Origin of the sequence: Paludibacter jiangxiensis, assembly GCF_001618385.1 — a bacterium.
Taxonomy (GTDB): domain Bacteria; phylum Bacteroidota; class Bacteroidia; order Bacteroidales; family Paludibacteraceae; genus Microbacter; species Microbacter jiangxiensis.
On the sequence record NZ_BDCR01000004.1, the window covers coordinates 1,085,927 to 1,107,790 of the forward strand.

The 21,864-nt window shown below is 42.0% G+C and carries 15 protein-coding genes; 13 read left to right on the top strand and 2 right to left on the bottom strand.

From position 1 onward, the window contains the following. Positions 1-64: 64 nt before the first annotated feature. The 13 genes from PJIAN_RS14620 (at position 65) to PJIAN_RS14690 (ending at position 9,250) form a co-directional block, all read left to right on the top strand. Positions 65-889 (top strand): hypothetical protein, encoded by an 825-nt coding sequence (locus PJIAN_RS14620; protein WP_068706363.1) that lies wholly within the window; start codon positions 65-67, stop codon positions 887-889. A gap of 152 nt (positions 890-1,041) precedes the next feature. After that, positions 1,042-1,266 carry a LacI family DNA-binding transcriptional regulator gene (locus tag PJIAN_RS14625; protein ID WP_068706365.1) on the top strand — a complete coding sequence of 75 codons (225 nt, stop codon included), beginning with the start codon at positions 1,042-1,044 and terminating at the stop codon, positions 1,264-1,266. Positions 1,267-1,307: 41 nt separating this feature from the next. Beyond that, entirely contained in the window at positions 1,308-1,526 is a 219-nt protein-coding gene (locus tag PJIAN_RS14630; RefSeq protein WP_068706367.1) for a hypothetical protein, read from the top strand. Between the two features lie 232 nt (positions 1,527-1,758). After that, entirely contained in the window at positions 1,759-2,034 is a 276-nt protein-coding gene (locus PJIAN_RS14640) for a helix-turn-helix transcriptional regulator (RefSeq protein WP_068706372.1), read from the top strand. Positions 2,035-2,215: 181 nt separating this feature from the next. Further along, positions 2,216-2,569, top strand: coding sequence for a hypothetical protein (locus PJIAN_RS14645; RefSeq protein WP_068706374.1), 354 nt, complete (start codon positions 2,216-2,218; stop codon positions 2,567-2,569). Positions 2,570-2,589: 20 nt separating this feature from the next. Then, positions 2,590-3,219, top strand: coding sequence for a hypothetical protein (locus tag PJIAN_RS14650; RefSeq protein ID WP_068706376.1), 630 nt, complete (start codon positions 2,590-2,592; stop codon positions 3,217-3,219). Positions 3,220-3,241: 22 nt separating this feature from the next. Further along, positions 3,242-4,204 carry a hypothetical protein gene (locus PJIAN_RS14655; protein WP_068706378.1) on the top strand — a complete coding sequence of 321 codons (963 nt, stop codon included), beginning with the start codon at positions 3,242-3,244 and terminating at the stop codon, positions 4,202-4,204. Between the two features lie 173 nt (positions 4,205-4,377). Then, positions 4,378-4,596 (top strand): hypothetical protein, encoded by a 219-nt coding sequence (locus PJIAN_RS14660; RefSeq protein ID WP_068706380.1) that lies wholly within the window; start codon positions 4,378-4,380, stop codon positions 4,594-4,596. Positions 4,597-4,658: 62 nt separating this feature from the next. Beyond that, positions 4,659-5,594 carry a hypothetical protein gene (locus PJIAN_RS14665; protein ID WP_153802588.1) on the top strand — a complete coding sequence of 312 codons (936 nt, stop codon included), beginning with the start codon at positions 4,659-4,661 and terminating at the stop codon, positions 5,592-5,594. 415 nt (positions 5,595-6,009) lie between these two features. After that, positions 6,010-6,303, top strand: a complete 294-nt coding sequence (locus PJIAN_RS14670; RefSeq protein WP_068706384.1) for a hypothetical protein — start codon at positions 6,010-6,012, stop codon at positions 6,301-6,303. Positions 6,304-6,693: 390 nt separating this feature from the next. Continuing rightward, on the top strand, positions 6,694-7,029 hold the full coding sequence (locus PJIAN_RS14675) for a helix-turn-helix domain-containing protein (RefSeq protein WP_172795628.1): 336 nt from the start codon (positions 6,694-6,696) through the stop codon (positions 7,027-7,029). Between the two features lie 10 nt (positions 7,030-7,039). Further along, a complete protein-coding gene (locus PJIAN_RS14680) occupies positions 7,040-7,888 on the top strand; it encodes a hypothetical protein (RefSeq protein WP_068706388.1) in 849 nt (282 codons plus the stop codon). A gap of 1,146 nt (positions 7,889-9,034) precedes the next feature. Beyond that, positions 9,035-9,250, top strand: coding sequence for a hypothetical protein (locus PJIAN_RS14690; protein WP_068706393.1), 216 nt, complete (start codon positions 9,035-9,037; stop codon positions 9,248-9,250). 592 nt (positions 9,251-9,842) lie between these two features. Here PJIAN_RS14690 and PJIAN_RS14695 read toward each other — a convergent pair. Beyond that, on the bottom strand, positions 9,843-10,688 hold the full coding sequence (locus tag PJIAN_RS14695) for a hypothetical protein (RefSeq protein ID WP_068706395.1): 846 nt from the start codon (positions 10,686-10,688) through the stop codon (positions 9,843-9,845). Positions 10,689-10,803: 115 nt separating this feature from the next. Beyond that, the gene (locus PJIAN_RS14700) at positions 10,804-21,660 is read right to left on the bottom strand and encodes a DUF8693 domain-containing protein (protein WP_153802589.1); all 10,857 of its coding nucleotides are present in this window, start codon (positions 21,658-21,660) and stop codon (positions 10,804-10,806) included. Between the last annotated feature and the right edge of the window lie 204 nt (positions 21,661-21,864).

Consider the following 21,864-nt stretch of genomic DNA (forward strand, 5'->3'; position numbering starts at 1 on the left):
TTAACACACCATCAGAAACGACAGGAAAACTGATACAGTTTGTAAATAACTAAAAAACTGGCATATGGGAAAGATAACGGTAAGGCATTATTTGAATACTAAATTAAAACCCGAGGTTTGTAATGACAATTATATTTGTTTCCCTATTTACTTGACTATCACAGTAAATAGTAAAAACATAAAGAGAAAAAGCCACATAACAGAATTTGTGTCTGCAAAGGAACTGGAAAATGATTTTGTAGATATGCCGCAAATAAAAACACACTTAGACTATGAAGCGGATTTGATAACAAGAATTATAAGGCTATACATTTCAGACATAGACAATAGAGCCATAAAAAATAATCTGGTGTCATTTTTCGATCTAAAAGGATATAACAGCAAGGACAATTTTATAAACCTACTAAATGCCTATATTGATTTTTATAGTCATTCCATTTATGAAGCTGTTTACAATCAATGTAGTAGTAAGATAGAAAACGAGGTTTTTGAAAGGCTAAAAACAGTATTTAATTTTGCAGATAAGACAGAGGCTCAAAGATTTTTTAGCTATCAGAATCCAATAGAGGAAGCGGATTTTATCTACAAGAATTTAAGCCGGGAAAGTATAGAATATCTTGTGTTGCGGGAAAGATTAAAAAGCTTTTTAGCTACATATGCCAATAAAACAGGGTACGACATTCCATTAATAGACTGGAAAGAAAATCTAATACAAGGCGAATTAAAAGCATTTTTAGAAACGTATAGACGAAAATCGGAATATTACATAAAAGATGGATTTTCAATTGATAAAGCCCTAATAGAAAAATACATATCAATAATAGACAATATTGTAAACGCAGATGATTACATACAAATAGCAAAAAGCAGACGAACAACAGATTTCTAATAAATACAAAGATATACAGCTAAAAAACAGGAACTTGAAAAAATTCCTGTTTTTTTTATTCAAAAAATTGGAATAATAATTGGGTTATTCCAATTTTTGTATATAGATTTGCAAAGTCATTTCAAAACTCGAAACACTAAAAATATAAACCTATGAACGAACGATTAAAGCAAGTAAAGGAACTGCTTCCACATGGAGGCATGAAAGTAATAGCCCAAAAGGCTAACGTATCAATCCCGACAGTTTGCAGGGTGTTAAACGGGTTCCCCAGCCCACAAATGGAACGCATTGTAACGTGTACCGCCGAATATTTAGCGGAGGTAAAGGAGAAAGAAAAGAACATCAACGCAGTGTTAGAAAAGGCGTTGCAATCATAAGAGATAAAGAACTAATTATTAACAACCTATTTTTTAATGTTATGGTAAGAGTAGAAAACAACAAACTGATTATCGAGGTAGACACAGACGTACCCGCAGAAACTTTGCAGGATTGGAAAACGTCAATCATGCAAGCATTGAAGTTTTTTAAGTACGATGAAATAAGCGGAGACTGTGTAATATGTGATTTGCTGGATATTTTGAATAATATATCAGCCACACCGGAACAAATGGGAAAAATATTAGGTATAACCAAATAACGGCCAGTTACATGATACGAATTAAAGACAACACGATAATCATAGAGCACAACGACAATTCCGCTATTGAAACTATAATAGCATGGAAAACTGCTATTATAGATGCAATACAATTTTTGCCGGATGATACAGATCGGGAAACGTACTTTTATTTAGCGCAAATATTGCAAGTATTAGAACCTGATGTTATACAGTTATCAAAAGCACTCAAAACCAAATAAATCTTTGATATATGGAAACTCAACCGATTGCAGTTATCACAGTTCCTCAAACCGAATGGCAGGAAATGTTAGCCGTTGTAAAGGATACCCGGGATAAGGTTTTAGCATTAGCCGCCCCCGAAAAAAAGGAACTGCTAACCCCAAAGGAGGTTTGCGGGATTTTAAAAATAGGGCGGTCTACATTTGAGAGAATGAAAAACGCCGGAACAATCCAGATAACCAAAATTGAGGGCAAAAAGATGGTGTACGTGAAGCGTGCAGACATTGAAAACATGCTAACAGCATAGCACACAACAAACGCCCCGGATAGTCATACACTCTCACCGTATTGGGTATTGTCCACCCTATAACGATAGGCTTACCGGGGCGCAATAAACGAGATACACCGGGATAAGATTTGTTTTCTCAGGCACACAAAGATTTGAACGGTGTATTTCTTCACTAAGCAACATTTTAATATTTATAATTATGGGAAATACATTTGAGCACAGAGCATTACCAAAAACAATCGCCGAATATAATAATTTAGACGAAACGGCAAAAGCAGAGTTAAATAACACAAACCCGGAGCTTTTTCAAGATTTGTTTTTAGCAAAATACGCCCCAAAAACACACAAACAGCTATACCCGAATGCAGCGGCGGCAACACCGGCACCCAGTGCGGCGGCAGTGCCGTATGACGTTGCGCCGAAAGATACTCCAACCACATTTTCAGACCTTATGCAATGCGGGGAAGCCTTTTTAGCACAGTTCAGAGAGAAACAACCAGCAGAGTACGCACGTCTGTATAAGGCAGAGTACGGACACGCCCCAAAGTATTAACAATTTAACCCACAAAAACAATGGATACACGTATTTTACTATACAAAAACGACACTGCAATAAACGACATTACAGTAAGGTGCTCAACATCTATCGGTACATTGCAACAAATATGTAGCGAGTTACAAACATTAGGCTGCACGATTGACGTTAACAAGATATTGAATACAATCAACCGTACACATTACAATACAGACCAATATACCACTGGCGAAATAGCGGATAATATCCGCTTATTGGTCATCGAACTAATGGGAGAAACGCCAACAATAGGCGGTTTATCACTTAGCAAAAACAAGCTAAAGGACATTATCGAAATACCGAATTTTGATACCATTCTTTCGCTGGTCAAGCAATTACCGCAGCCGATAACTACAATTAAGCCGTATTTAGTCGTTACCACTGGCAATATAGCTTTGAAACCAGACTACAAACAACTGATTGAAACTGCATATTCGAGATATGCCGAGACTCAAAAGCAGATTGATTTGTACAATTTCCTCACCAACACAAAAGATGCACTAAACGCCCATATTGAAAAATTATCTTACAGCGGAAGTTTTTTGCCGGAACTGGCCGGATTAAAACCTAATCACCACGCCAAAAGATATGAAGTTGACGGACAGTTTGTAATGAATAAGTGCAAATAAAAGTATGCTATTGTACTTAAATATGATCTCACAGACCACACTCGGCAACTTACTGTTGCCGGGTGTTTGCAGTTTTGAAATATCCGAAAACATTTTGGAAATGAGCAACACGGCAAAAATTATCATTCCAAAAGAATACGGAAAACTGGCCGGTAAATCGGTATTGGATTACTTGAAAGTAGGCCAACGGGTTGAAATACAAGCCGGATACAATGGGGAACTTTACACGGAATTTATAGGGTATATCCGTGAAATTGGGGCAGATGCACCGATAACAATTGAGTGCGACGATGAAACCTATGTTTTGCGCAAACCACCGTTAGTAAAGAGCTATAAAAGCGTAACCCTGAGACAACTACTAACGGATATTATACCAAAGCCGCTAACGTTTAGCTGCCCGGATGTGCATTTAGGGAAATATCAGATTGACAACGCCAGTGCATTTGCAGTGTTGCAGGATTTAATACAGCATTTCGGGCTTTACTGCCATTTACAAAATGGACATTTACGGGTGGGATTAGCGTTTGACTTCGGAGAAAAAGCCCTTAAATCATACACCTACTATTTGAATGACCCAGAGCGTGGAAACATAAAGAAAAACGAATTAAAATATAAACGGGCAGAGGATTACGACATACGTATAAAAGCAATAGCGATGGCCGGGACAGGAAAAAGTATAACTGTAACCGTGGGAAGTAAGGAAAAAAACGCATCTGAAAGAACATTGCATTTTGCTGGACAAATGACAGAAGCACAGCTTCGTGATTTAGCATTAGGAACGCTTAAGAAACTGGTTTTTGATGGCTATACGGGGAGTATTACCGGGTTTGGATTCCCGACAGTTCACGCCGGGGATAGCCTCACAATATTCGACAAAGAAAACAAAGACAGGGAAGGCAAATTTTTAGTGGAGAAAGTAGATATAACATACAACGACACCGATGGTTACAGCCGGAAATGTACATTAAACTACAAAATAAAATAGCCTTTCACACTTCACAGCGTGAAAGGCCAAACCTTTTTTTAATGTTTTGCAGATAAGAGTATCTGAAAACGAGCAACAAAGATAATACAGTTTAGCGAGAAATAAAAATGTACCAGCAAACTATCAGCCGGGGAACAAATACAACCTTTTTTTAATGTTATGCAGATAAGAGTATGCAAAAGATTTATTTCGGTGATGTTGTTGTACAACACACCCGCACAGGCGAAACCCGGACAATCTCCGGGAAAGTATACAAAGAGAGCGACACACCGCCAGCCGTTCACATGAGGGGTTATGTTTTGAAAAGCATAGCCCCAAAAGAACGCCCCAGCTATCAGATAATCCGGTTTTGCACAGAAACGGCAAAACACGTAGGAGATACAACATACTAAAACAACCCCAATAAACAGGGGGTTGTTTTGCTGCTAAAAGACACTTATAAATGTTTGATAAAATGATATTTAATGTAATTGTAGACATGGATACGGAAGCCATGACAATAGCCGACCGCAATAAGTTGGAAACATGGACAAACGGAGGAAAAACAGAATACAAAAGCCCCATGATTGCAAATGTGGACGGGATAAACATCACTATCAAAGAAAAGAAGTTGCAAATAAAATGCAGCCTACACAAGCTATATTTCAAGCTGATGTACGGCATACTGGACAACAGCCAACTATTTACACTATCACAGGCAGACAAAGCCCTAAACATGCTTTTTGATAGTATAGGGATAGACAAAGCCCGGGCAAAGATAACATACTTTGAAATTGGGTTGAACATACCAACCGAACACGAACCACTGGAATACATAGAGCTGGTGAAATCAATAACAACCGGAAAGATGCAGACAGAAAAAGAGATGTTTCAGGATGCAAACTACCGGAAATTCCGGCAGAAAACAACGGAGAAACACAAAACCATCAAAAAGGTTTTCAAGATATACGATAAAGAATTTGAGGCCGCAGAAAAGAAGCGGACACAGCCAACCGGCAACCATATTCTAAGGATAGAAACCATGTACCGTAGGCAAAACATAGCTTTACCAGATTTTTTCAGCAAAGCAAACATACAACGCTTAACATCTGCATTTTACAAAGATTGGATAAGCATAGAGTTTGAACGATACATTGAAGCCGATAACGGCGTACGAAAATCAGAGAAAGAAAACGCAAAAAACATACTGACTTTAGGCCGGGAGGCTTATTTATCAAAAGTAAAAGCAGAATTTGACAGCGGGTTATTAACCGAACGGCAATACCGAACGGTACGCGAATTCATACGGGATTGGGACAGCAACAAACACAAATACAGAATGTTACCGACCAAACAAGAAACAGAATACAGGCATAAGCTAAAACATTGGTTTTCATTATCACAAGTCTGAATATCAGTACATTATAAAGCAATGACGATATAGACATAAAAACGCACAACACACACAACTAAATATCAAACAGTTACAAGCAAGCAAAAAAAAGAATGGGTACGAATGAGCATGAAAATAGTGTTTTTGGGGAGGGTATATGTACCTATATATTATTGGGTAACTTGTCCTATACTTCCCGTAGGAAGTCCGGCACGGACATACAAGGGAAGCAACTAAAAACAATATGAGAAAGCGAATCACTCTCCCACATAAAATTTATAGTAGTGAAATTGCTATAAGAAAAAACATGCTTTGTACAACGATGCAGAATAACACGGATAAACATGCAGACATTTGGAATAAGATAGAGTACGAATGTAAAGAACTGCAAGATCAGAAACGTTGACTTAACAACCCACTAAAATAAAGAAGCATGAACACAACCCAACAGCAAAGAATGCAATTAGGCCGGAAAATTAGTTTTTTGAAAAGAGTTATCGAAGTATGCGAGATTGCAGACACACACATGCAAAACGGAGCTACTCAACGATGGATTTACAAAAATGTAATCAAAAAGCAGTTCAACATATCAATGACAACGTTTAGCAACTACTTATCAATTCCGGCCAAAAAAGAGCTGGCCGAAGCATTGCAAAGCTATGAGGGTGTAGTAGTAGAACAAAATGCAACCGAAGAACCCACCCCGAACGATGATTTATTTGATTAGTTTTTAATGGGCAAACACACGAAACACACTTAACATACTATAAAACTGACACTTATATTATTTTGAAAGAAAAAGCCGCCCCCGAATATCCAATAAAACACCAGTTTTAGACCAAAATTAAAGGCTGTAAAGTGATAAAGTTGCAAGAAATGCCCAAAAACGCCAACAAAAAGCATGTTAAGGGTATTCGACACGGAAGAAAGCCGGAAAAAAGCACAAAAACGGCTGTAGAATCCTACCAAACGGCATTTTGAGAATAAAGCAACCATCCGGGGGGTATGGTTGCTGAAAGTTACAAGAAACACCCACCGAAACACCCACCGAAAAACGGTTAAAGACTGGTATTTTCATGGTGTATAAAAAGATATGTTGCAAAAACACCCTAAAGCGATGGAAACGACAAAAAGAAAATCAAAGAAAAAAGCTGTTATACAACGAAATACATACACAGCCGACCAACGAGCGAAAGCCCGAAGATATTATTTAATGGGGCTTAATTTACAAGAAATAAGCATATTACTTGACAACGCACCAGTAAGAACGATCGAAAAGTGGCAAATTAAGGAACAATGGGCGGCACTTCGTGAAATAGAACCAATAAAAGCCCGGGCGTTGTCTTTACAAGCCGCCGGGAAGTCATACACAGAGATAGCGGAAACGTTGAGCATAAACCGCACAACAGTATGGAGATACCTAAAACAAGCTAAATCAACGGATAAAATGTAAATTAAACCATATGGAACGTAACGAACGCCAACAAAAAGCATTTGATTTAATCCGGGAAGCAAAAGCCCGGGCAAAGCGTAAATATTTGCGGGTCAACAAATTTAAGCAAGTGCCGGACATGCCCGATTTGTACGTAACAACAACCGGGAAAGTGTACAGATTTGAAGCTGGCAAAGAGTTAAACCCAACCCGGACAAACAAAATTATTTTGGCCGGAAAACAATTTGACGTTGCGAAACTCATTCTAAACGCATTCAAGAAAGAACCAATACAAAGAAAACGCCATGTGAAAAGAATAGACGGCAATAGCAACAATCTAACGCCGGAAAACCTGAAATACATAGACCGCCCCGAAAAAGGGCTTAAAATCGAAATAAACGGCGAAAATCTAAAGTCTGCAATCCGTTGTTATTTTGAAGTTCCCCGCCGTTACAATGTCAATGACCATATTTTAACCCGGTTTTATCTGAATGATATTATACTGAAACGGCGGTTTTATCTCGAACACGCACAGGCCAAAGGAATAGAGATTTTTATGCAATACATGAAAGGCTTTACCAATAGCCGGGCACGGGTCGCAAAAGAATTGGGCTTGTATGAAAGCGATTGCAGCAACGTAATAAACAAATTTATCAACCTTTTAGCAGGTGAAATTTTGCGAGACAAAGAAGCGGGATTTTTGAGTGTTAAGGACTTCAAGCCGAAACCAAAAACCAAAACGCAAATAATACGGGAGATAAACGAGTACAGGAAAGAAAACGGACAAAAACCGATACCACTACGAAAAAAGAGCCTTAAAGAGAAATTAAACGAGTTTCAAAGGCTGATTAAAGACATTAGAGACACAAACCCGGAATAGGGTACAAAATAAACATCATAAAACCGGGATAGTCTCTACCATACCTAAAAACACCACTATATAACAGATGTTTGTATACATTGGTACAACTTTAGTATAAAAAGGCCATAAAACGAGACATTTCAAAGCCTCAAAAAATGAATACCTTTGTAAAATAAAAGATAAGAGTTTGTAGCGGCGGTTAATGCTTTAGCAACCACTTCGAGACAACAATATCCTTAACAGGACTTCGATTGCGCTTTTGTCTTTATTACACATTTGAGAGTATGATTGCGGAGGTTAATGCTTTGGCAACCACTGCGAAAGAGCAACATTTAATGTTGACACTTTCAAATGTGTATTTTTACCACCACATACAAACAACATTTAATTATTCGTTTTATATACTGCACTTTACTACCATAGAAAAGCTGTAACCATAGTAATAGATGCACTATACTATTCATCAACAAAGGATAATCAAAGCCAACAAAATGACATACATAGTCAATTGCAAGTTCAATTAAAATGCTCTCGGTAGCTTCTTTTACAAAATGGTTGAAAACATGATTTACAAAAACGAAATCTAAGTTTCTGTTTACTGCGAAAAATTTTGATAAATACATAATTTGGGAGTTTGAAAAAAATTTCAAACAGCCCCGTTCGCAATGCGAACATACAGGTTAAACCCTATTTACCAAAGGACAAAAATCACGTTAAAATATTTAACACCTCAACAGGCTAATTACCAACACATTAACAATAAAGGCCGGGAGCATAGCGATAGGCAGAAAGCAGACAATATCAAAGCGGGAACATCCGGCGGCTATCATCCGGGAAAGAATCACCATCACCCGGACAGACCACAACAGAACATACCGGGAACATAACGATAGGCAGAAAACAGACAAAATCACAGAGGGAACACCCGTCCGGCGGCTATCATCCGGGAAAGAATCACCATCACCCGGACAGACCATAACAGACCATACCGGGAACATAGGAATTAAATAAAAAAGGCACTTAAGGTGTCCATCTGGGGGCGTGGGCATATAGCCCTCACAGAGAGATAGTCAAGCCATATCCGGCGACAAAGATATTTATTAAAATGAAATACTTATTCAAATATAAAAAACAGTATATTTGCATCTATTAAAATAAAAACTTATGAACTCAACATCAAAAACACATGAATTATTGAGAACGGCTTTTGATTTTATGCTTTCAAAAGCTAACGTAAACGTCTTAACATTTGACGAATCAAAAATAATGGGTCAGATTATTGACGTACATTTTAATACTTTAGAAAAAGACACAGCAACAATAACCATTAATAGTAACGTTATTGATATGTTTAATGTAAAAGAAATTACAGCAGAATAATAAGCATACATGGTTATAAAAGTGTATTTGGTGATATTCACAATTTTTATACTGGATTTGTACCGATACCACAAAATACGCTATATATGGCTGAATACCTTCGCTTTACAATCGTCCCGTCCATACCGCCATTAGTTGCAAAAGAGCGAGCCGATTTGGCTTGCTCTTTTTTGTTTTATACCCAAGACTTATTCCCACGATTCCATCCATTCCTGCGTATCTAATGCAAATCTGCTTTTTATTAAATATTGTTGATGTGCAATTGTTGTTATAGACTATGATGACAATTTATTGATGAAAACAATATTGTAGCGACAATTTGCTTCTAAATACACTTCCTGAATTTTTGCAAATGCTTCCTAAACGTATATTAAAGCAATCAGAAGAAAATACATAGGACTAATTTATCACTCTCAAATAGTTAGTTATTATGTATCAAACCTTTGCTTTGTAATTCTTAGTTACATCTTCCAAAACAGGAAAAGATGGATTTGCACCATTGTACTTGAGTATTATAGGTAACAAAAAAAACAAGACCAAGCCCTCTTCGCTCTAAAAAGGAGCAAATCAGCACCCAACTTTCATTAAGTCCTTAAGTTCTGCTTGTCTTTTTATTTAATGCATAATCCTTACCGGAAACATGGAAATGCTTTGTTGTTTTAGTGAATACATAAAAACACCAGTGTAAGCTCTTGTGTATAAAATAATGGATAGACGATACCTCTGACGCGTGATGCTTGTCTTGTTTGCTAGCAAGAGAGTCGTCATTATGAAAGCAAAATTGTTTTCTCTTAAGCAGCGTATACAAAACGGATAACAGGAACAATATACCGAAGCCGTCACCTACGGCTAAGGGAGGACCTTCGGGATCTCCACCAGGGTCAGCCCCCCCGTCATATAGAGCATACGTTAATATGTTCACTTTGTCCAAAGGTTTTGCAAAAGGGGAGATGCCTGATGATGCCGGACTTTCGGAACTCGCACCTCCACGGGAGGAAGATAAAGAAACAGTCATAGCTGATGCTAAAAACGTGAAACTTAGATACTCTTCCTGCTTCGTTGAAACAATTGCATAGACATAATTGTGCGATTGTTGTGGCGATTCTGTTTTTAACCCTTTGAATGTTACACTGAAATGATGTTTTGAAGCAGTCCTGATAGACCAAATATCAGTTTGGTCGCCAGTGTTATCGGTGTTTTTGCTGGCTTTGGTTGTGATATGGCCCTGTTGAAGGTATGAGAAATTATAAGAGGCACCGTTCGGGTGAGTGAACGATGTTAAAGAGCCTGATTTTTTGGAAAACAGCGAATGAAAGAAACGGGGAAGCAGAGAACCTGGCACATCTCCTCTGTATACTGCTCCCTCTATTGTCGAAAATGATAATAGCAGAAGCAGAATTACAGTGTAGATTTGATATTTATAGTTTTCCGTTTTCATTTTGAATAGGCCGATTACTCATTATTTATCCTCAAAACCCTCTTCAATGCCGTCTGGTTAGGAATCCATGTCTGATATTTCTGTTATGATTTATGTTTTATGATTTGAGTTCATGCTATTTTCGTATGATTAAGCGCTTTGTAATCTCAAGAGTATTTGTTGTTGCTTTGGCGATATAAATTCCAACAGGGAGTTGCGTGTGAACGACCTTCTCTTCCATTGCTCCGAAAGCAACTTGTTCTACCAGCCTGCCTGTCATGTCATAAACAGACAATTGTCCTGATGTACTACTGTGATTGGTAACAAAAATTATTTTGTCGTTGTTGAAGACGGAAATACCGGATTTATCCGAAATCGTTGGTACATCGGTCGGAATGTTATTGACGGAAGTGTTGCTTGTAACGATCTTAAACCGTTTTTCCGGATCGGTTGAAGAGGTCGTAAACGCATACTGAGATCCGCTTTGACTAATATTGGTGACCTTGTCGGAGACCAAATCAATCAGATAAATACCTTTCGGGTACCGGTCATTGGTGTTGGCTGTATGGGTAAATGTCAGCGTGTATGAGGCATCCTCTCCCGGCTTAAATCCCAGATAAGTATTGTTCATATCATCAACAGCTTCTATCTGATAGCTTCCATCCGGCTCTACTGCATACAGTTGAGGAGTAAGTCCGGAGCCAAGAAATTTTCTTCCGTCCCAACCGTTGTTAAACGTATGACTACAAAGAGGATCTGTGAATATCCACATGCGGTCGCCATATCGCTTGCCTTGCACGTCGATGATGGTGAATATTTTGGGTTGCCCATTTGTTCTGAAAGCTTTGACACGTTGAACGGTAGCATTGCTCTTCACCCACGAATAATTGAACGTGAAAGTGCTGTTTGTGGTACACTTAACCATAAATCCCTGCATGGAAGGAATCTCTATAGGAATGCCGCCAGTACCAGCAGTGCCGGGGGTAGAAGCAGTGTATTGCCCCGGATTGGTTCCATTAACTGTTCCTCCGCTATTTGATTGCCAGTCTGCAAAAGAACCGGTATTGTACAGGTATACAGCTGCTTCCGTATTGGCTCCAAAAGTCATGTTTCGTATGTCAATAGCTGCCGTATAGGAGTTCCCAAGGATATTATTGCCCGGATATGCTCCCGACGGACTGTTGGTAATCGGGTATGCATAATTGCTGTTTGTCAATTGCCCCTGAAAATAGAGGGTCTTAGGCGACGTCTGCGTTATTTCATATCCTCTGAACGAATTCAGCGAAGACGCATTGGTCCACACTGCGGTGTGCGATGAAGTTTGCTGCGATTCATCGTTTTCACGTACATATGAACCGTCGCAGGTTGGGGAAGGCGGCACAGGACCTTGCAACGGAATTCCGAAGAACTGCCATTTATATTTATATCCTGTTGGCCCTGCCGGATCATAATATGCCTTCGTGTACATTTCAACAGTACCCAAAACAGGTGATGACGGCAAATTGTGAAATATCAGCGTTCCGTTGGGACTATTGGGCGCACTTTGGATCCACAAACCCGCAATGCCTGCTTTGTTGGTTATAGTATTACCCACAGCTAACGACCCACCGGCAGTAAGAGGAGATGGCAAACCGGCAGCAATGGTTACTGATGCTCCGGCGTCGATAGTAATCGAACGACATACGGCAGTTATTCCCGCGCTGATTAACGGCTGGTTGGGTGCTGATGCAGAAATTCTCACATCTGTGGATGCGGTTGGAACTTTTCCACACCAATTGCCGTCTTTTTCCCAGGCACGGTCAATCGTTCCTGTCCATTCATGAGCTCTGACGGTTAACGTTTGCTGGGCGCTTTTCACACCGCTACAGCCACCGGTTATCTTATAGCTGATATTGCAGGTGCCATCGCTTATGGCTGTTACTACTCCTGTTGACGGATCAACCGTGGCTACAGCAGTATTACTACTGCTCCATGCTCCGCTGCCTCCACCCAGGACAACGCCACTGGCGGTGTATGTGGCTGTTTCAGACGCACACATAGGAGTGTTTCCACTAACAGAAGAAATGCTCGCATTGGGATAAATAGTTACCGCTTGTTGTGCAAAGACCGGGCTGTTGCACCCGCCTGTGATGGTATAGATTATATTGCATGTTCCGGCGCTGATACCTTTGACTAGCCCAGTAGCGTCTACTGTAGCAATGGCACTGTTGCTGCTGCTCCAGGTTCCGCTGCCGCTTCCTCCAAGATTAACACTATTGGCTGAATAATTTGCTGTGGAATTAATGCAAAGTGGGGTATTGCCAGTTACGGAAGCAATACTTGCATTCGGATTCACAGTAATTGATTTCATGGAAACCAAAGCGGTTCCGCAGACTCCGGTCAGAGTATAGACAATATTACACGAGCCGGCACCTACTGCAGTAACAACTCCGGTGGACGAATTTACAGTGGCTATGGCCGTATTAGTGGATGTCCATGTGCCTCCGGTTGTGCCGCTGGTGGTATATTGGGATGTCGATCCTATACAAACAGGAGTTGCTCCGCTAATCACACCTGCATTGGCGTTTGGATTAACCGTCAGAGTTTGTTGTGCAGATACAGTACCACCACAACCGCTCGTGACGGTATATGTAATGTTACAGGTTCCGGCTCCGGTAGCTGTCACCAGACCGGTTACATCAACAATCGCAACCGCTGTATTGCTGCTGCTCCACGCTCCCGTACCACCACTCAACACAACAGTGTTTGCAGCGTAAGCTGCTGTTGAATTGATGCACAAAGGAGTTGCTCCTGTTACCGAAGCAATGCTTGTATTCGGATATACCGATACGTTTTTGGATTTTGATACGTTTCCACCGCAACCTCCTGTTATTGTATAGGTAATGGTACATGTTCCCTCTGCAATGCCGGTAACCAGACCTGTGCCATCCACAGTTGCTATGGCTGTATTGCTGCTGCTCCATGCTCCCGTGCCGCCACCGGTTACAACTCCGGTAGCCTTGAATAATGTCATGCTTCCGATACAAATCGGATCATTTGATCCTGTTACAGAAGCAATGCTTGCATTTGGATTGATCGTTACTGATTTTTGAGAAGATATTACTCCTCCACAACCTCCTGAAATTGCATAGATAATATTGCAGGTTCCGGCGTTAACTCCCGTGACGTTTCCGCTGGCATCAACCGTTGCTATGGCTGTATTGCTGCTGCTCCATGTGCCTGTGCCTCCGCTGAGAACAACAGAGTTAGCAGAATAAGGTGCGGAACTGCCAATGCACAAAGGAGAAGTGCCGGTGACAGAAGCAATAGAGGCTGCTGGGGTTACCGTAATTGTGCCGATTTTAATAATATCAGGTCCACATCCGGCTAGGGTAATTGTGTAAGAAAAGACTGCGCTTTGTGTCGGTATGCCACTTATGGTAATGGTATTAGATATGATGGCAGAAGCTGTGACGCCGGCTGGTAAACCGGTTACAACAGCTGATGATGCTTTGTATGTAGAGTATTTAATATCGGTAATTCGAGTATTTATACATACGGTTTGAGCATCGCTTCCTACAGCAGAAAGCAGAGTGGAAGGCGGCGGCTCAAGCGTACCAAATGAAATATCATCTATTCCAAAATCGTTGCCCCCTGCTGAAGTTTGAAGATCAACAATTGAAAGGGTCGCCGAAGTTACACCGGCAGGAGCCGTCCAAAATCCGTAAAAACGTGTCCAAGGAGCAGTATTATTGTTTTCAGGACGCGCAGGCAATACACCGGTCGAACTTTGAGTCATTCCGTTAGTTGAGCCATTAATGTTGAATTGCAGGTTGGCAAAGGGGCCTACACTATTCAGGCTGGTTGCCCATGCCGAGAAATAGTAAGTAGTCCCGGGAACTACAGTCAAAGGCCCTTGTTTCCATACAACAAGGGAGCCATGGCCATTTACAACCATAAAATTTCGGTTGCCTGATGGATTGTTTGTGTGATCTGCGCCCCAGAAATTAATATGGACATTCTGACCATTGTTGGTTATTGAATAACCATTATTTCCGGTGTCATCATACAATTCTCCTTGTCGGGCAGGAACCAGACCCGGTACATCCTGTTTGTAATTGTAATCACAGATAAAACCGGTATTCCCATTCGAAAAATCTCCATTTACGATCATCTCATCAGACACAGTGGAATAAACAGTCTGTACGCACGATCCGTTGGTGACTGTAACTCCATAAACACCCGCTATATCCACATCCACATTATCTGAAGTGCCTGAATTGGGGGCTAACCATTGATAAGTTCCTCCGCCGCTGGCTCTAAGTTTTATTTTGGGTGAAGATGGACTACAATATTCAGCAGTGATGGCCGGTTTGGGCAAAATAGTTACCGAATAAGTTGAAGTTACCGCACCGCATCCGTTGGCCGCCGGTATTGTGTTGGTTACGGTATAAGTACCCGCTGTGCTTGAAGATATATTAATTTCTCCGGTTACTGGATTCACTACCAAACCTGCTGATGAGGCTGTGAAAGTGCCGGCAGTTCCCCCTCCGCTAAAGATTGGTAGCGGATTGGCAGCATCTGCGCAATAAGGACTCCCTGCGTAACTGAATGTGGTAATTGGTAAAGCTGTAATGGTAATTGTGTTTGCAGCACTAACCTGAGAGCATCCTCCTGCCGCCGTAACCGTATTGGTTACCGTGTAAGTTCCCGGGTTGCTCGCAGAAAGGTTGACAACCCCAGTTGTTGCATTGATGGATAATCCGGAAGAATTTGCCGTGAATGTTCCCGCAACAGCACCTGAACTTAGGGTTGGTGAAGGGTTTGTGCCATTTGTACAATAGGGACTGCCGGAATAACTGAATGTTGCAATTGGTAGCGGAGTTATTGTGACAGTATTGGTAGCGGTTACGGCTCCACACCCTCCTATGGGGTTAATTGTATTTGTAACCGTATAGGTTCCGGGGTTGCTGGCGGCAATATTAATTTCACCGGTTGAAGAGCTGTTGAATATCAACCCTGCGGGAGATGCCGTGAATTTGCCCGCAACGCCACCACCATTAAACGTTGGCAATGGATTTGAGGCATTTGAACAATAGGGAGATCCCGAATAACTGAACGTGGCCACGGGCTGAGCCGTGATGGTTATTGATTTTGAGGTTTGGAAGACATCGCAACCTCCCGATGCCGGTATTGTGTAGGTTGTGGTGTAACTTCCGGCATTACTCGTTGACGGCGTAATTTCTCCGGTAATTGTATTAAGGGTCAATCCTGCGGGAGATGAGGAGTATGTGCCGCCTGTAGTTCCAATGCGGGTAACCGGCTGGGTACTAACAATCGATTTACAGAACGGATTCCCAATATAATTGATGGTAGCTGACGGAACGGGAGTAATTAATACAGTCGTCGTTGCTGAAACAGATCCGCAACCATTGGCGGGTGCTGCCGTGTATGTAACCGTATATGTCCCGGGTAAGCTCCCTTGTGGATTAATCGCCCCGGTAACTCCATCAATGGTTAACCCCGATGGAGAAGCAGTATAGCTTCCTCCGGTATATGCTTCGGTTCCGGCTAGCGTAACGGGTTGGCCGTCACTTGCAGATCCGCAGAACGGATTTCCATTGTATGTGATTGATGCGGTCGGCATCGGGATGACGGTGACCGGATATGATACCGGATTTAGTGCCATACAGCCATTCGCATCTGAATAATTGACGCTGATTGATCTTGAACCGGGATTGTTCCACGTTATCGTAACAGAATTGGTACTTTGTCCACTGGTGAGGGTTCCTCCATCTACAGACCAAATATAGTTGTCTTGTCCAGATTCTGTCGTATAAATATTTCCGACCGAGTTTGCACAAACAGAAGACGACCCGGAGATAGTAGGCACGGGAGGTGTCGGATAAACATTTAATGTGTAGTTTGCTGTTGCCGCCGGACATGTTGTGTTGGTAACCGTCATTGCCAAAGTAATGGTATTACCGGCATCTTCGGGTGCTACTGTATAAGACGGGGTTAATGTTGTTGGGTCTGAAAGGGCTCCAGCTCCGTTGTGAGTCCAAAGAATCGAACCATTGCTTGCTGTAGTTCCGGTTATAAAAGCTACTCCGTTGGGACAAATATTCTGGCTGCCACCTGCAATGGCAATTGGCAATGCGTTAACGGTTATAGTGCCGGGCACTGTCATTGCGCCACACGATCCGATACCTCCACTAAATAGTATTTGGTAGTTGAATGTCCCTGACATGGAAGGAGCACCGCTGATGGTAATGCTATTGGTCACCGGATTCCAGTCTCCGGTTACACCGAAAGGCAAGCCTGTGAATGTGGCGTCAGTATATCCGGTAGTTGAATAGGCGATGGTTGTTATCGGAGACGAAATACAAACGGACTGATTGGTAGTAGTGACATCCGAAGTAAGCGTTACAGTATTTAAGTTGGGAATAACGGTTACCGTCGGATTGCCAGAATAAGTTCCGGAACAATTTGCATCGGTTACTGCTGTAAGCGTATATGTTTTTGTGTCGGTTGGCGCAATGTTTATAACTGTCGGGGTGCTGGTTATGTCGTTTAATATTTCTGAGTTTGAACCATCAGTGTAAGTAATACCCCAGGGAGCCGTGCCGGTTAAAGCCAGTGTAAGGTTGGTGGAATTGCCCGCGCAAACAGAGGTTGTTCCGCTTATGATCGCGGTTGGTTTTGCATTGACATTGTTGATGATGGTTGATGATGTGGTTGAGCAACCGGATGCGTTGCTTGCAATCACAACAACGCTCTGTCCGTTGGTTAGTGCTGATGTTGTGTAGGTTGATGATGCTCCGCTCTGTACGCTGATTCCGTTCACTCTGAAGTTGTACATAGAGCCTCCGCTTGCTGTAAACGTTATGGCAGATCCTTCACAAAAAGTGTTATCCGGATCAGAGCTCGTCAAAACAGGCACGGGATTAGCAATAACCGTATTTGTTATGCCCGCGCTAATCGCTGAACAACCCGATGCGTTGGTGACAATCACGTCTACTATTTGTCCATTGATTAACGATGAGGTAGTATACTTGTTTGAAGAGCTATTCTGAACAGTAGTTCCGTTTACTCTGAAATTATAATTTGAGCCACCACCGGCAGTGAAAGTAACCGATGTTCCCGCGCAGAAAGTATTGTCCGGATCTGAACTTGTTAATGAGGGAAGTGGAGTTGCCAGTACCGTGTTGGTAATACTAATACTGATTGATGCACAGCCTGATGCATTAGTGACAATTACGTCAACAACCTGTCCGTTTGTTAGTGTAGTGGTGGTATATGAGTTTGATGCCTGATTTTGCACACTAACTCCATCCACCCGAAAATCATACATATTGCCGCCGCTTGCTGTGAAAGTGACCGGAGTGCCTGCACAAAAGGTATTGTCGGCATCTGAACTTGTCAACGAAGGTATGGGTTTGGCAAGAACCATATTGGAAGTACCAGTACTGGTTGCTGCACATCCAGAAGCGTTTGTTACTACAACATCAACAATCTGCCCGTTTGTCAGAGAAGGTGTAGTATAAGCGTTGGACGGTCCATTCTGAACTGTTGCTCCGTTCACTCTGAAATTGTAATTTGTTCCTCCATTTGCAGTGAAAGTGACAGAGGTTCCTTCACAGAAAGTATTGTCAGCGTCGCTGCTGGTCAAAGCTGGAGACGGGATGGTATTTACGGTGAAAGTAGATACGCTGGTAGCAGAATTCCCATTTACTGTGACTACAATATTTCCAGTTCCGCTTGCTGCCGCCGGTAACGGAACTGTTATCTGGGTGCTGCTTATGAATGTAACCGGCACAGCGGGCGTACCGTTGATAGTTACGGAGGTGTTGCCAGCAACAAAATTAGTCCCGTTAATTGTGATTATAGCTCCACTTCCTGCGCAAGCGCTGGTGGGCGTGAAGCTTGTTATCGTAGGCGGGGAATTGGTGATAATTATTTTATAATCTTCGAATTCTCCATCAATACCGTTTGCACAAGGGGTGGTATAGCCATTATATTTTGATGAAATTCTCATCCGGATATTGCCGATAGTTGCTCCCGGAGGTACGGTTATAGTTAACGGACAAAGACTGCTGATGCCACTGGTTACATTCGTTGCTGTCCCCAAATCATATTCTTCGCCCATTCCGCCGGGAGTTCCGGGAATGGTGTAGAAAACGCCATCCTGATTCCAGTCAATCCATACTTTTTGGCTGTTGGTATAATTACCGGCCGTATTTACATATACGCTTAAATTATAAGCTGCACCCAATGATACTGTTGTCGATTGTGTAGATGTGTAGTCAGTATAACCATTGGCACCGGATGAATTATCTATTGTATTAAATACCACTCTTGTAATACCATCACCCCAGAAATTGGTTGCTGATGGAGTGCAATAAATCAATGGCGTTGAAACAGCAGAAGCGGATCCCGGAATGTTGTAACAATTGCCGGTTGTATTGTATTCGTATACAGTAAACGTATAATTTACATTTGAAGTGAGACCGGTGACGTTTACACTTGTGCCATTGCCTCGATAAACGACAAAATTACCGGCTCCTGTTGTACTGCCCGAACCAAATGCAGCATTGGCTGTATAGGTTGTTCCGGAAACCGGATCTACAGATGTCGTGCTTGATACCCGTGCCACTACTATTACGCCGGCAGTTCCATTACCCCGCGTCCAGTTGACAGTGAGGGATGTGCCGGTGGTGTTGTTTGTAAAAGCCCCAATTGAGGCTTGGTTTGAAGGCGGAATACAATCTGTAATGACTCCCGAAGATGCACCCGGGATTAGATAACATTTATCGGATGAATTAAATTCATATACGGTAAAGGTATATGAATTCGAAGCTGATAAACCTGTGATATTGGCAGATGTTCCAGTGCCGGCGTAAACAACGCAATTTCCAGTTCCTGTGGTGTTACCTGCGCCAAAGGCTGAATTTGCCGTATAGGATATTCCGCTTGTTGGATTAACCGCCGTTGTACTTGTAAGTCGGGCTACTACTATAACACCACCGGTACCGCTACCCCTGCTCCAATTGACCGTAAGTGATGTAGCTGCAATGTTTGTAAAGGCATTCATTGTTGCCTGTGTTGTAGGAGGAATGCATGGCGTGATAACTGATGCGGATGATCCCGACAGGTTATAGCATGGTCCGGCGGAATTATATTCGTATACAGTGAATGTATAGCTTGTTGAAGCAGCTAGATCTGTTATGTCAACACTGGAGCCCGCACCCTTATAAACAACAAAATTTCCACTCCCGGTTGTTGAGCCGGAGCCAAAGGAATTATTCGCTGTATATGAAATGCCACTGTATGGAGCAACGGCCGGAGCGCCGGTTAACCGTGCTACGACGATAACGCCTCCATTCCCGTTTCCTCTTGTCCAGTTTACAGTGAGAGAAGTGCCGGTGATGTTATTGGTAAATGTGCCAATGGTAGCCGGATTGGAAGGTTGAATACAGGGAGTTGTAACTGTAGAAGCTGAGCCGGGAAAAGTATAGCATGGTCCCGTGTTGTTAAATTCGTAAACAGTAAAGTCGTAAGATGTTGAGCTGGTTAAACCTGTGATGTTGACAGATGAACCAGGACCTGCATAAACCACATAGTTTCCTGTGCCGGTTGTTTGGCCTGAACCAAAGACGGAATTTGCCGTATATGTTGTTCCACTTGTCGGATCAATGCCAGGTGTGCCGGATATGCGGGCAACGACAATAACCCGGTTTCCGTTTCCTCTTGTCCAGTTGACTGTGAGGGATGTTCCGGTGGTGTTGTTGGTATATATTCCTATAGAAGCTTGATTGGCAGGAGCCGAGCATGTTGTGGTTACAGAGCCGGAGGAGCCGGGTGTAAGATAACAGTTGTTTGTAGTATTAAATTCGTAAACAGTAAAAGTGTAATCGGAAACAGAAGATAGATTATTGACTGTAACATTATTGCCAGTGCCGTTATATACCACATAGTTACCGGATCCGGTAGTAGTATTTCCCGATCCAAAATTTGCGTTTGCAGTATAAGATGTGCCATTGACAGGATCGGCTGCTGTTGTGGAGGTTAATCGTGCAACTACCAATATGCGACTCCCATCTCCTCTTGTCCAGTTGACGGTAACACTATTATTGCCAATAGAAGTGAATGAACCGATGATAGCTTGTGTCGTCGGAGTTATACATATTGGTTTAAGAGCAATTAGAATAGCTCCGTTGCGGGAAGAATTTAAGATTGCAGCTGTACCGTCACCTGTATTTCCCCCCGTGCTTTTAAGTGCCCAGGCAGCACCCACCGAAACATGATTATTATTGTCGTTATCATACAATTCGGTTAGGTTTCCCGGAGAATTTGTGTGCCAGTTTGAATAGTTGTCAGGACTGCTGCCAACCATTCCAAACATAATAATAGCGGCATTTGGAGTTGCGGTTATAATGCCGGTTGCCGTGATGTTATCGTCTTGATTGACAGTTATTGTTCCCAGATCAACATCGAAAGGTCCTCCTGCAGTACCGTCAACTTTATAGCCACCGGTTACATCAACGCCTGAAAATGCGACTATTGAACCGATTGCTTCGTTTGTATTAGCTCCTAAAGCAAAGGTATAGGTAATGGTCGAAATGTTCTCATCAGAAGCATCTGCAATACGGTATAAAACAGATCCCCGGCGTGCCGTTCCTCCGCCTAAGTCAGCGCCGGCGATGAGTGTCCATCCGGCAAGAGAAGGATCTTGAGTGTCATTGCCATTTTTTGAAATATTCACAATCATTACATCACCTGCTTTTATACCTGTGGGTTTAGCGATAGTGATAGATGTTGTGGTTGAAGTAGCTGTTGTAGCGGTGCCGCGTTGTGCGATTACGGCAAGGAGACTGTTTATGGAAAAGAAAAACAATATTGTGGTAAGCGCAACAATCTTACGGGTGGCCCCTCTTTCTTTACATGATTGTGGAGGAGCTGTCTGTGATGTCCCTATATGCGCAAGAAGGATGTGGGTAAAAGTAGACTTCATGTGCGATTAATTTTCTCTTTAGATTTTTAGAAGACAGACTTCCCGTAACGATTGCCGGCTGAGAGTGAGAAACAAGCGGTGCATCTCTTTTTTGCACTGAAAATGATTTTAACCGCAACCCGTTCTCTTTATTTAATGACTTGCTTGTTAGTCTGTGATGAAGGAGCGTCGGGTTGTTTGAGTCTTGTTCTCAAATATTTATTC